The organism is Phycisphaerae bacterium (assembly GCA_035384605.1).
Lineage (GTDB): Bacteria > Planctomycetota > Phycisphaerae > UBA1845 > PWPN01 > JAUCQB01.
Genome location: DAOOIV010000057.1, coordinates 20814 through 34177 on the forward strand (window position 1 = coordinate 20814; position 13364 = coordinate 34177).

Annotated in this window: 9 protein-coding genes; 1 reads left to right on the plus strand and 8 read right to left on the minus strand. The window is 60.8% G+C overall.

Going from position 1 to position 13364, the window contains the following annotated elements:
* Positions 1-220: 220 nt before the first annotated feature.
* Entirely contained in the window at positions 221-565 is a 345-nt protein-coding gene (locus PLL20_13235; protein HPD30955.1) for a PIN domain-containing protein, read from the plus strand.
* 234 nt (positions 566-799) lie between these two features.
* On the opposite strand, the gene PLL20_13240 is transcribed toward PLL20_13235, so the two are convergent.
* The 8 genes from PLL20_13240 to PLL20_13275 form a co-directional block, all read right to left on the minus strand.
* Complete coding sequence (locus PLL20_13240; GenBank protein HPD30956.1) at positions 800-2470, minus strand: response regulator; 1671 nt, start codon at positions 2468-2470, stop codon at positions 800-802.
* Between the two features lie 175 nt (positions 2471-2645).
* Complete coding sequence (locus tag PLL20_13245; GenBank protein HPD30957.1) at positions 2646-3548, minus strand: alpha/beta hydrolase; 903 nt, start codon at positions 3546-3548, stop codon at positions 2646-2648.
* Between the two features lie 213 nt (positions 3549-3761).
* A complete protein-coding gene (locus PLL20_13250) occupies positions 3762-4766 on the minus strand; it encodes a bifunctional oligoribonuclease/PAP phosphatase NrnA (protein HPD30958.1) in 1005 nt (334 codons plus the stop codon).
* A gap of 3 nt (positions 4767-4769) precedes the next feature.
* Complete coding sequence (locus PLL20_13255) at positions 4770-6026, minus strand: sulfate adenylyltransferase (protein HPD30959.1); 1257 nt, start codon at positions 6024-6026, stop codon at positions 4770-4772.
* Positions 6027-6118: 92 nt separating this feature from the next.
* Positions 6119-6682 carry a translation initiation factor IF-3 gene (gene infC, locus PLL20_13260; protein HPD30960.1) on the minus strand — a complete coding sequence of 188 codons (564 nt, stop codon included), beginning with the start codon at positions 6680-6682 and terminating at the stop codon, positions 6119-6121.
* Between the two features lie 80 nt (positions 6683-6762).
* Entirely contained in the window at positions 6763-8916 is a 2154-nt protein-coding gene (thrS, locus tag PLL20_13265; protein ID HPD30961.1) for a threonine--tRNA ligase, read from the minus strand.
* A gap of 474 nt (positions 8917-9390) precedes the next feature.
* Positions 9391-11475 carry a sodium/solute symporter gene (locus PLL20_13270; GenBank protein HPD30962.1) on the minus strand — a complete coding sequence of 695 codons (2085 nt, stop codon included), beginning with the start codon at positions 11473-11475 and terminating at the stop codon, positions 9391-9393.
* 59 nt (positions 11476-11534) lie between these two features.
* On the minus strand, positions 11535-12719 hold the full coding sequence (locus PLL20_13275; GenBank protein ID HPD30963.1) for an aldose epimerase family protein: 1185 nt from the start codon (positions 12717-12719) through the stop codon (positions 11535-11537).
* Between the last annotated feature and the right edge of the window lie 645 nt (positions 12720-13364).

A 13364-nucleotide genomic window follows, 5' to 3' on the forward strand; every position in this document is an offset into this window, starting at 1 on the left:
AAGTCATCGTCCTCGTCGGCCGGGAAACCCGAGACAAGTCCTACTTGTCGCTATTCGGCTCCGGCAGGGGCTCTTTCAGCACACCGCAGGAAACAGATGCTTTTCTCCGTCGGGAGCGGAACGCATGGGAGAGGTGACGTCCCAGCTTGGCAAACGGATATACATCGACGCCAATATCGTCGTTTACGCGGTCGAAGGGTGAGTCGAGCACGAGACCGTCATTCACAAGCTCCTCGGAGCAATGGACCAAGGCACACTGTCCGCAGCCACGAGTGAGTTGACGCTGGCCGAGGTTCTGGTCAAGCCAAAACAGGACAAGAACGCGGCCTTGGTGAATGAGTATTGCGATTTCCTTGAGCCTTCGGCGGCCCTGACGCTTGCCCCGATCACTCAGGCGATTCTGATCGAGGCCGCGGAGATCCGTGCGGCGACAGGCCTGAAACTGCCCGATGCAATCCATGTCGCCACGGCTTTGGCAATGCAGTGCGATACTTTGCTGACGAATGATCGGGCAATCCGAGCCACGCGAGGCATCTCCGTCAGACTGCTATCCGATCTTGAATGAACATGGTTGTTCCGTAGCACTTTCCCCCCTTGCCAGCTTTCGCCTGGCGACCCACCCCTGCCGCGGCGGGGGTGGGGGATCACAGAAAGTGTCAGGATGAATTAAAAGGAGCATGCTGGCGTCTCATCGGGCAACTGATGGCATCATCGGACTAATCGTCAGGCGCGGTGGCGCCGGTCTGCTCGTGGAAACGCACGAACCGCTCGGTGGGTCGGCTTGACTGCGAGCTTGGGATTACCGTTTCCCCGGGGAGATGGCCGCCCGGACATCAGTCAGGAGTTGATCAACTTTGAAGGGCTTGTACAGGACGGCCGAGAGACCCTCCTTGCTGGCCCGGATGATGGAGTGATTCGGGTCATAGCCGAAGCCGGTCATGAAGATCACCGGACAGCCGGGGTGAGCCTCCTTGACGGCCGCGAAGATCTCGTACCCGCTTTTGCCGGGCATGCGAATGTCCGTGATCACCAGATCGTAGGATCTCGCGTGGATCATGGCCAAGGCCCGCACGCCGTCGCGGGCCACCTCGACCTCGCAACCGTATTTGCTTAAGACATCGCAAACCGTCTGGCGAATAATCTCTTCGTCATCGACGAGCAGGACCGATTTCCCGGACAGGATCGGGTCCTTCGCGGGCTGGGTCGGTTTGGCCCCCAGGATTCCGCTCGTCGGTCTGACGACCTGGCGTACCAGCGTGCGTATTCGATCCACGTTGTCCACAATGCATTGGAGGCGGTGTCGCAAGTCGTCGTGGCCGATGTAATCTTCCATCAACGTGGTGGCGTCGGAAAGAATGTCGCTCAGCGGCCCGGCGATCTCGGAAGAAACGTTGTCAGCCAGGCGGCCCGTCGTGGCATGTCGCTCGACGACCAGCAGGTCAAGGATGTGCAAGGCAATAGCCACGTAGCGACCGAAAATCTCGGCAAACTGCCGATCTTCCTCGGAGAACGCCCCGGCGGTATCGCTTTCGATATTGAATACGCCGACCACCTTATCATGAAGCCACAGGGGCACCGTCAGCGAAGACTTCGCGTTGCTGATGCCGACGATGTATCGCGGATCCTTCTGCACGTCGGGACAGATGTAGCTTCGGCCCGTGGCCGCGACGTATCCGCTGATGCCGTTGTTTTCCGTCGAGGCGTAGATATCGATTTCCTCGCCCTCCGGCAGCAACCCGGCACTGAGAACAAGTTCCAGCTTGTTGGTTCTCTCGTCGAGCAGGCGAATGGCGAAGTTGTTGAACTCCAAGAGCTCTCGGGTCGAGCGGATGATCTTGCGCTCGAGCAGGGCCAGCCGCTGGTCGGCATCCATCTTGGCCAGCTCCTGGGCATCCAGGCGCACGAGCTCGCGGCCGGCGTTGTCGATGGCATCCATTTTCTGCTGAAGACGACGGGCGCGGGTCACGTCGGATACCGCCACCACGAGGCGGGTCACCTGGCGTTCGCGATCCTCGATCGGCGTGATCGAGGCGTCGTAATAGCGGTCGTTGTCCACCACGAGGCTCAAGCTTCGAGAACGTCCGACGATCGCCCGGCCCTCGGGCGAGCCGTACGCCGTCACGCAGTGCTTGCGAATTCGTTCAAGCACCTCCTCGGGAAGTTTCTCCGCACGGGCGTTACACCAAGTCACCTCCCCCGACAGGTTGATGATACAGACGCCCTGCCCGATCACATCCAACACCGCTCCGAGCTGTCGATGGGCTGCCAACCGATCGGCGGCGAGGAACTCCGGGGAGGTGCTCACAAACAGGCCGAACTGCTCTTCGTCGAGCGCTCTGAGCGCGCCCTGAATAGTGGATTCGACGCGGACTTGACCGAACCGGTCGAACAGTTCGGACAATCCAGCCACGACCGAGCCTTCGGGCTGGAATAACAAAACCTTGCCCACAGTAACGTCAGCATGCCCCATCAGGAAGACCTCGCGCCGGCACAACTCACGGAACGTTTATGCTACATTCTCCGTCCCTGTGTTTCAATCAGGTAATCCCTGGCCAACAATGTGATCGCAAGGAGGCAGCACAAACCACGTCTTAATAAGACACTCGCTTGGTTTTCGGACGTCGGTTCTCACGCGAACCGGCACATCATTTGGGGGCCGATGGTTGGGCGGCGGAAGCACCGCTATCCGAGGCATACTCCGGAACCTGCGTGTAGGCCGTCTTGACGATGGGGGCGAGCCATCGCGACACAAAGGATTCCCTGGCCCAGGTCGTGTGCAACCCGTAATGCCCGGCCTCGGCCATCTGCGGGGTGAATTCCTGCTGGTGGAGTAACCGGTCGTAGAGCTCGTGCCCGGCTTTGTCCATTCCCCAGGGTTTGACGAACCCGACCGCGCCGGCGGCCCGAGAGTGCCGCCCGTCGACGGTGCCAAAAATGGCTGTTCCCGCCTGAAGAAAACCGACGTCGTACTTGGAGTAGTAGTGCCATATCCCCGACCTCGTGCGGCTGAGAGCCCTGCGAAGATCGTGGTCCGGAGCCAACGCGGGGGCCAGCAGGATGGCGTGATCGATCTTGTGCTCTGCCGGTAAGGCCTCGAGGGTCAGCACTGCCACCCCACCACCGCCGGAATGACCGATCAGGCAAACCGGCCGACCCGGATAGGTGTCCTGATAGGTAATGATCTTGCCGGCGATGCGGCTTGCCTGTTTGCGATTGTGCTCGGACCAGCGAAGATTAAGAATCCAGGTGAAAGTGCCGCCGACCGTCCAGTCGTAGATCTCAATGGCCCCGGGCACCCCACCCTTGTTGAGGCCGAACGCGATACTCTCGTTCAGATTACTCCTTCCCTCGATACCCGGAAGAATAATGGTGTAACCTTTGGTCCACCGGGCCGGTTGCCGCAATTCCGAGGTCGAGCGAAGCGGGATCGTGCAGCCGGTCGCCATCAAGGCGCACAGCAGCGACAGGACCACGGCCGGGCGATGATACACCGCCCACCCGACGAGCCGATGCTCGGCGGAAGAATCACATTGCCCGGCTTCACTCATGCCCACGTATTTACCTCCAGCGAGGCGGCATGCACGGCATCCGACGCCGCATCCCGCCCCCGCCATCACCGGCATTCGGTTTCACACAGAGCCCCGTAATACTACACCAGCATCCTTCGTCGGGCAAGAACGTCCGCCGACTGTTGCATTGTTCTTCGTCACAAGGACTTACGGCCTGCAGTGGGTCGCATGTTCCGCCGGTGTCTTCTGCGATCAACCCGCACCCAGGGAAAACACCCCCTGATCCTGCGCCCTGAGCATTTCGCACGCCTCGGTCAAGACGCGACTCACGACGTCGCCCATCGCTCCGCGAATACGAACCCCGGCCGAGTACGCATGACCTCCTCCACCGAGTTTCTCCGCCAGCGGCAGAACCGGCGTGCCCGGTTCGCCGCGAAGATTAATCCGAATCACACCCTTCTCTCCTTCTGAGAAAAGCAGGGCCATCCGGATTCCGGACAGCGAGCGAGGGATCGAGACCTGGTCGTCGATATCCTGCGGCGAGCACCCACATGAGGCGATTTCCTCGTAAGTCAAGGTGCTGTACGCGATGCGGCCTTCGGCCACCACATGAGTGTTATGGTAGACCTTCCGTATCAGGTCGAACTCGTGCCGCTCCTGCGACCGGGCAATTCGGCAACCGATCCGATCAACGTCGGCTCCGCTGCGGACCAGATCCGCGGCCGCATCAAGGCAGTCCGCCGTCGTACTGGGCAACGAGAAACCCGCCGTGTCGGAATAGATCCCCGCATAGAGCAGTCCCGCAGTGACAGGATCGAGTTTCCAGCCTGCCGCGCGGATGAGTCTCCATACCAGCTCGCACGTGCTGCTGGCATTGTCTTCCACCCAGTTGATGGATCCGAAATCGGGATTGGTAGTGTGGTGGTCGATGTTGACGATCAGCTTGTCGGCAATGGCCTCCCAGTGGCCGGCAACGTTGACTCGTTTCGTGGACGCGGTATCGACGATCACCACGACGTCGGCGCGACCGACCCTTTCCGGATCAGCGATCGGCACGCCATTACTCAGCTCCATGAGAAACAGGAGCCTCTGGCTTTCAAGGGGAACGGGAAGAACGATCGCCGCCTCCGACGACGGCAACGATCGAGCCAGGGCCAGCATCGCGCCCAGGGAATCGAGGTCCGGCGTGACATGACCCGCAATCACCGGGAAGCCGGCGGCGGCCAAGGTGTCAATGAGTTCCCGGGGCACGGACATAGGTCACTTCCGCATGGCCTCGATCAGAATCCGGGCCGTTGATTCGCGCATGACCCGCGGATCGGGCAATCGGCCGGCCGACAACGCCTCGCGAACATCACGTCCGCTGATCGGAATCGGTTTCCAGCCCTTCTTGCCGCACTCATCGACCAGGGCAACGCGCCCCAGTTCCTCATAATAGGCCGCGAAGCCGACCTTCACCGGCCGAATCCGCAACTCGCCGGTCAGTTGAGAGAAGATCTCCTGGGCAGCCAACGGGTCCCAGATGTCCTTACCGTCGAAATATGGGGCGTCGGCGTGCTTGCGACCTATGATAATGTCGGTGAAACCGAAGTTCTGGCGATAGATGGCGTGCATGATCGCCTCCTTCGGACCGGCATAGAACATCTTGATGTCCAAACCAAGAAGCAGGGCCACGTCGTTGATATCGTAGCCTTTCGACCGCCACAATTCCTCGTCCTTGTCACCTTCGCCGAGCTGGCGGTTTTCGAGCAGGGCCCGGTACGTTCGCATCCGGGTCGGGGCGTCAACGTCGTCTGATTTGGTTTCCCCGATCAGCGGGTTCAGGACCACCCCTGTCTTAAAGCCCTGACGGGTCAACACCTCGGCCCCGTATACCAGGGCGTACTCATGGGCCCGGTGCAGCGGATTGCGGGTCTGGAAGGCCACCACGCGTTCCCAGCCCTTCTCGGCGAACAATGTCCGCGTTTCCCGCGGCGTCAGCACGAATTGACCGTATTCCGGGTGCTTGGGCTGCGGCAACATTTCGATCTGGCCGCCGATCAACATCTCGCCGGGATCGTTCATAACCATCTGACCGCCAGGGTGGTCGATCCGCTTCGTCTGATAGACCGCCTCGATGTAGGCGAGCTTGTCCCACGGGAAGATGTCCTCGATCAACAGCGCACCGACCGTTTCACCGGCGGAGTTCGTTAACCGTACCCGCCGGCCGACCTTGAGGGCGGAGGCGAGGTCCTTGGTGACCGGCAGCGAAATCGGGATAGACCACGCGTACTTGTGCCCGTTGTGGTCAATGTTGACGTCCCGAAGAACTTGATCGTAGACCGCCTTGACCATCGGGCCGGTCAGCGGGCTGAGCCCTCCGTCGCCGATCCGGTAAACGCTTGACAGATCGGCGTCGCTGACCGGCAAGGCCGGCCACGAAGCAACTTCCCTAACAAACTCATGAACTCGATCGGCTGGGACCGTGCGGTTCACCGGTTCCTTCAGGCCGCCATGGGGCGGGATCAAATCTGGCATGAAAAGACGAACACTCCTTCGGGAAAAAGACGGGCGCGCTCACCGGCATCGGCTCGGTGTTTGAACCGCCCGTTGCACCCATGAACCAGGGCTCAGGTCGGCGTTTCCGCCGCCGGCTTGGCCGGAACGACCGCGGCGGCGGGCTTGGCTCCCGGCTTGCCGGGGGAGAATACCATGACCATGCGCTGACCTTCTATCCGCGGCGGACGCTCGATTCTGCCCTTCTCGCCGACCTGCTCGATGATCAGCTTGAAGATATCGAACCCGATTTCCTTGTGGAATCGTTCGCGTCCGTGAAAGACCATGGTGAACTGGACCTTGTCGCCATCCTCAAGGAACTTCACCGCACGGCTCACCTTGATGTCCCGGTCGTGTTCCCCGACATCCGGATGCAGGCGGATCTCCTTGAGCTTCTGCTGGTGATGCTTCTGCTTTTTCTTCTTCTGGTTCTGAGAATACTTGAACTTGCCGAAATCCATGATCCGGCAGACGGGCGGCCTTTCCGTCGGGGCCACCTCCACGAGATCCAAGCCCGCCTCGCGAGCCCGACGAAGAGCTTCCGCGGTAGGGACAACTCCGACCTGTTCATTGTTCTCGTCGATCAGGCGGACCGACGGCAATCGAATCTGTTCGTTGCACCGCTGCAGTTTGGCGATGGTTCAACCCTCTCTTTCTGATAAGCCTCGCTTTGTCCTGACGCGAGCACGACAAGGCTCGCGCGACCGGCCCATGCCGGTCAATTCGATGCGGCCGGCTTGACCGTCCGCTCGTTGACTTCCTTCACGCAACGGGCGATGAACGCCTCGACCGATTCGTTTCCGATCGTCTTGCCGGAGCGGTCGTTGACGTTCACGCTGCCTTCCGCCGCCTCCCGCTCTCCCACGACAAGAGTATACGGGATCTTGTGCTTCCTCGCATAGTGCTTCTTGGGGCCGATTTTTTCGGCGCTGACGTCCAGTTCCACCCGCAAATCGGCCTCGACAAGCCGATCCCGAACCTTCACGGCATACGCGGCGCTCTTCTCGCTGACCGACGCCACGAACACCTGCACGGGAGCCAGCCACATCGGAAACGCTCCGGCAAAGTGCTCGATGAGAATGGCCACAAACCGCTCCATGCTGCCGAACGGGGCTCGGTGAATCATTACCGGCCGATGGGCGGTATTGTCCGAGCCCACATAGGTCAGGTCAAACCTCTCGGGCAGATTATAATCCACCTGGACCGTCCCGAGTTGCCACTCACGCCCGATGCAATCTTTGACCACAAAGTCGATCTTCGGGCCGTAGAAGGCTGCCTCACCCTTTTCCTCCGAATAGCGCATGCCGCTGCCCTGAACGGCAGTCCGAACGGCCTGCTCGGCAAGGGCCCAATTCTCGTCGCTACCAACGTACTTGGAGCTCCCTGGTTCCCGCAAGCCGATCCGGACGCGGTAGTCCCCCAGGCCCAGGGAATCAAACACCTTCCGCGTCAGGTTGACACAACCGGCGATCTCGTCCAGAAGCTGGTCGGGGCGACAGAACAGGTGAGCGTCATCCTGGGTGAAGCCCCGGACCCGGGTCATGCCCGACAGCTCGCCGCTCTGCTCGTACCGGTAGACGGTCCCGAATTCTGCCAGGCGGATCGGCAAATCGCGATAACTCCGAGGTTCCGAGGCGAAGATCCGAATATGGTGCGGACAGTTCATCGGACGCAACAGGTAACCGTCGGAGACTTCGAGCGCTGCTTCGATCCGCTTGACAAGGGCTTGTTTTCCCTGTTCGGAGGCGGCCAACAGCTCGTCAGCCAATGCGCCATCCATACCCCGCATATTTTCGATGGCCTGCAATTCCTCCGCGGTTGCCGGAGCATGTTCGGCCCGGGCCCTGGTCAGCTCCCAAAGCATATTGAGGGCCTTCTGCAAATCGGCCTCATACAGCGGGGGAAACTGGCTGTCTTTGTAGTATGGGAAATGACCACTGGTCCGGTAGAGGCCCAGCTTTCCGATCTGGGGGGTGTACACGGCCTGGTAGCCAAGCTTGGTCAACTCGCCCCGCAGGAAGCTCTCAAGCTGGTAGCGGACAATCGCACCCTTGGGCTTCCAGAGCACCAAGCCGCTGCCGACGAGCGGATCAATGAGAAACAGCCCGAGTTCCTGCCCTATCTTGCGGTGGTCGCGCTTCCTGGCCTCCTCCAGTTGATCCAGGTAACGCTTCAAGTCCTTGGCGGTCGGCCAGGCTGTGCCATAAACCCGCTGAAGCTGCTTCTCTTTCTGGTCGCCGCGGTAATAAGCCCCGCTGACCTGCATGATCTTGAAGGCCCCGATCCGGCCGGTACTGGGTACGTGGGGACCGCGACACAGATCCTCGAAATCACTGCCCCTTTCTGTGCCGGTCACGTAAAAGCTCAGAGGCCCTTCCGCCCGTTCCGCATTGTCGATCTTGTATCGGCTGCCCTCCTGACGGAGTTTCGCCATACCTTCTTCGCGGCTCATTTCGTAACGGGTGAACGGCCGATCGGCCTTCACGATCTCAGCCATCTTCGCCTCGATGGCTGCGAAGTCCTCTTGAGACAGGGGCCGGTCCAGATCAATGTCGTAATAGAAGCCGTTCTCGACCGGCGGGCCGTAGACCAGCTTGGCCTGCGGGAACAGCGAGCAGATAGCCTCGGCCATGACATGGGCGCAACTGTGGCGCATGACGTACAGGCTGTCGGGGTCGTCGGCGTCGGCTTTGAGGATGGACAAACGGCCATCCCGTGTGACCGGCGTGCTCAGATCGACGATAGCGCCGTCGAGTTTGGCGGCGATGGCCGCGCGGGCCAGGCCGGGGTTGATCATGGCTGCGACGTCCGCGACGGTCTTTCCCGCCGGCACGTCGAGCACTTTCCCATCAGGCAGTGTGATCTGAGGCATTGTTCACCACTTCCACAAGAGCCGGGCCGGCGGCCGCCCGTTTCACACCAGGGCCGGCAACCCGCCCGCCGCCAAAAGAGAAACGGCATGCGATTCACTCACTCGCGCACGATCTGCAGTTCGCCGAACTCGTCCGCGAATGCCACATCAAACCGTCGTGCGCGTCGTGAATCGCATGCCGTTGTCAGTTCTATATCCGATGCCCGCAACGCCGGACATCACCTTGCCGGAAGGCCGCCCACGCAAGCCGTCGCTCAGCCCCGGCCGATCTCACTATAGCACGCCCCACAGGGGCGTCAACAGAAAACGACAATCGCCCGTATCCAATATCGGCAAAACCAGTCCACAGAACGAGTTAGCGTTGTTGCCCCGTTCCCATGCCTGCGGCATTGAGTCGATGGCTACCCCAAAGCCCCGGACGGAATACCGTTCATCAGCAACCGATGTGGCGACGATCCCCGGTCTGCTGTATGCTCACCAGAACACAACGTAGAGTGCCAGGGTCGCCAGAACGACCAGGGTACCCCAGATCTTGACGTCGCCCTTGCTCTCCAGGTTCATCTTGGGGTTCACCGGCAGGTCAACCGGACGGGGCATCGGGGCGGCAAGCCGCATGACCGTAAGCACAGCCAGCACGATAAAGAAACACACCGCCATGCGGTCCAGGAAGGACATTTCCTTCGACCACCACAGGCCATGGGCGCACATCCAGGGACCGATCCACCACTTGAAGCCGCCGTACAGAACGGGATTGAGGAGCAGACCTGCCGTGCCGCAGGCCCGGGGGGCCCTGTGAACCAACACACCGAACAGGAAAATCGCCAGAATGCCCGGCGAGATAAAACCCTGGAATTCCTGGATGAAGGTAAAAATGCCGCCGAACTTCGGATTGTCCAGTCTGGGGGCGATGAGCATCGCGATCAGGACGAACGCGACCACGCAGATGCGGCCCGTGGTGACCAACTGGAACTGCGTGGCGTCCTTCTTCAGTTTGCGGAAGATGTCCATCGCGAAGATGGTCGACGACGAGTTCAACATCGAGGCCAGCGAGCTGACCACCGCGCCGAAGATGGCCGCGAGCACGAAGCCTTTCAGTCCGCTTCCCAGGGGCAGGAGGTTCTTGATCAGCACCGGGAAGGCCGCGTCGTAATCTCGCAGCACCAGCTCGCGGACGGTGCCCTTGAATTCCTTGTCGCCGGCTTTCTTCAGGAGATCGGCGTTGCGATTCATCAGAAGCTGCGGGTCAGACTTTGCCTGAGCCAGCCACTCGTTCGGCAATTCCACGCCAAGTGCTGCGGCGTTGAAACTCACGATGCACGCCGCATCCGCCGTGTGATCCTCGGCGAAACTTCCTGTAAAACGAAAGACCGTCAGATCTTGGGGCGGCTTGGTCCGCGCGCGGTCGAGTTGCCTGTTGATCGCCTTGAGATCGTTCACGTAAAGGGGATCAGCGGCGTCGGGCTTGACGTCGTCGGAAAGCTGCGGGTAGAGATCAGGAGCAAACGCGGCAATCGCCTTGGCGTTCTTGACCACGGCCGCGTTTCGCAGGTCGCCGGAAAACAGGTTGTACGCCAGGATGCCCGGAATCACTACCACGAACGGAACCAGCAGCTTCAGAAACGCCGCGAAGACCACACCCCGCTGCCCTTCCGCGAGGGACTTCGAGCCCAGCGTGCGTTGGGTGATGTACTGGTTCAATCCCCAATAGAAGAAATTCGGAATCCACAGGCCCACGACCAGGGCGGTCCATGGCACCTCGGGGTCCGACGCCGGCTTCACCATGTGCAGCTTTCCGGTCGCCCAATCGCCGGCATTCAGCATGCGAAGACGTTCCAACGCTCCGGCACCGCCCAGGGCGGTCGCGTCGACGGGCGCGGTGGCCGTGGCGGCAAGAGCGCCCGGATCGGCATTGCCCAGCCACCTCATGGCCAGGAACGCTATGATGACGCCGCCGACGATCAGCGCCGAGCCCTGAATGAGGTCGGCCCAGGCACAGGCCTTCAATCCGCCGGCAAACACATAGATCGCCGCCAGAGTGCCGATGATCCAGCAGCCGACCTCGATGCTGCCCAGGTCGAAGCCAAAGACGGACTGGCCCTGGAAATTCACCGTGATGACCTTGGCGCCCGAGTAGATCACCGATGCCGTAGGCACGCCGACCAAGATGATCAAGGTCGAAATGGCCATCACCGTGCGTGCGAAGGTGTTGTAACGGTACTCCAGGAACTCCGGGATCGTGTAAATACCGCTCTTGAGAAACTTGGGCAGGAACAGGAACGCAACGACGACAAGTGTGATGGCCGCCATCCACTCATAGCTGGCAATGGCCATGCCGAGCCAGTCCGCGGCCTTGCCGCTCATGCCGACGAACTGCTCGGTCGAGATGTTGGCGGCAATGAGCGAAAAACCGACCAGCCACCAGGTCAACCCCCGGCCGGCCAGGAAGTAGTCCTGCGCACCGTGCTCGCTGCGCGTTTCCTCACCGCGGCTCTTCCAAAGGCCGACGGCGATGACCGCGGCCACGAACAGGACGAAAACGAGGATGTCGGCAAGTCCCATGATACGCTCCTATCCGGCCACCGGCGGGGAGACCGGTGCCGCAAGCAAGCTCGTCGCATCTACTTCGTGCTGAACCGGTAGATCGTCGTCTGCCGGTAGATTTCACCCGGCTTGAGGATTGTGGACGGGAATTCCGGCTTGTTCGGCGAATCGGGGTAATGCTCCGCTTCGAGGCAGAAACCATAGCGAAACTTGTACGCCTTGCCCCCCTTGCCGACGTTGGACCCGTCGAGAAAGTTGCCGGAGTAGAACTGCACACCCGGCTCGGTGGTGTGCATCTCCATCACCCGGCCGCTGGTCGGCTCGGTCACGCGGGCACACAGCGTCAGTTCGCCGGGTTGGGACTTGTTCAGCACGAAGCAATGGTCCCAGCCGTTGCCGAATTTCACCTGCTCGTCGTCGGCGTTGATGTTCTTGCCGATGGGCGTGGGCTTGGTGAAATCGAACGGCGTGCCCTTGACCGGGCGCAACTCGCCCGTGGGAATAAGCGTCTTGTCCACCGGCAGGAAGCGGTCGGCATTAAGCATCATCAAGTGGTTGAGGACGTCCCCGCTGCCGGCTCCGGCAAGGTTGAAGTACGTGTGGTTGGTAAGGTTCACCGGCGTCGCCTTGTCCGTCGTCGCCTCATACTCGATCTTCAGCTCGTTTTTGTTGGTCAGAAGGTACGTCACCGTGCACTCGAGATTGCCGGGGTACCCCTCTTCCCCATCCTTGCTCGTATGGGAGAGTCTGAGGCCAACCGCCTCGCTGCGCTGCACCGGCTCGGCTGCCCAGACGGCCTTGTCGAAGCCTTTCAGGCCGCCGTGCAGATGGTTGCCCATGTTGTTGGTCGCCAGGTTGTATTCGACGCCGTCGAGGGTAAACCGGCCTTTGGCGATGCGGTTGCCGTAACGGCCGACCAGGGCCCCGAAAAACGGGTGCCCCTTCAGGTAACCCGCCAGCGAGTCAAACCCCAGCACGACGTCATCGAACTGGCCGTTCTTGTCCGGAACCATCAGCCGGACCACAATGCCGCCATAAGTGGCGATATCCGCCTGCATTCCATGGGCGTTGGTCAGCCGATAAAGGTCCACCCTGGCCCCATCGAGCGTCGTGCCCCAGTTTTCCTTCTCTACTTTCATTTCGCACTTGCCCTCTGTCATGTCACCTGGCCCCTTGGGTCCGCCCTGCTGCGAGCACGCGCCGACCAGAACGAACACCGCCAAACCGCCGATCCATACCCAACGATTGAACGATCGAATCATGTCTGTGCCCTTTCGACCTGTGACCTGATTTCCTGTCGATCGTTCAAAGGTTAAACGCACAGCCGATGGCTTGCAAGAAGAGAAGGGAATGGAGAATGGAGAGTTGCGAGTTGAGAATTGAATTGATCTCCTCAGCAGAATCTGTGGGTCGTTTTGACTCGTTGACGCGCTGAAACACCCGTATCCATGTGCTTTTTTATCCTTGCTGTCTAGACGGGATTTCCGAGTCCGCTTTCCGCACCCGCATTGGGCGGTGTTGGTCGGGGGTGCAACATGGTCCTCCCCCACAAAAACGCCCGTGTTTGCCGCCTCTGGAACACCGGAGCGATGCCTCAAAAGATCCCAGGCCTTGGGACGGAGCCCCAATCCCACCCACAGATTCTGCTGAAGACCCCGAATTCCTCAAATCCCGATGTCGATCATCCGGCCCGAGTCACGTCCCATCCGCTCGGCCCGGAATCCTTTCCGGGCCGCATTCTCGCCCGCTCGGCCCGGAATCCTTTCCGGGCCGTACACGCTGCGGAATCCTTTCCGCATTCGGCATTCATGACGATGTCAATCCTCCACCGAGCAGGTAGGGCAGGTCCGCGGGGTGCCATGCCCACGGCTTTGCGTGGGCATGCGGGGGGTAGGGCCGACGCCCCC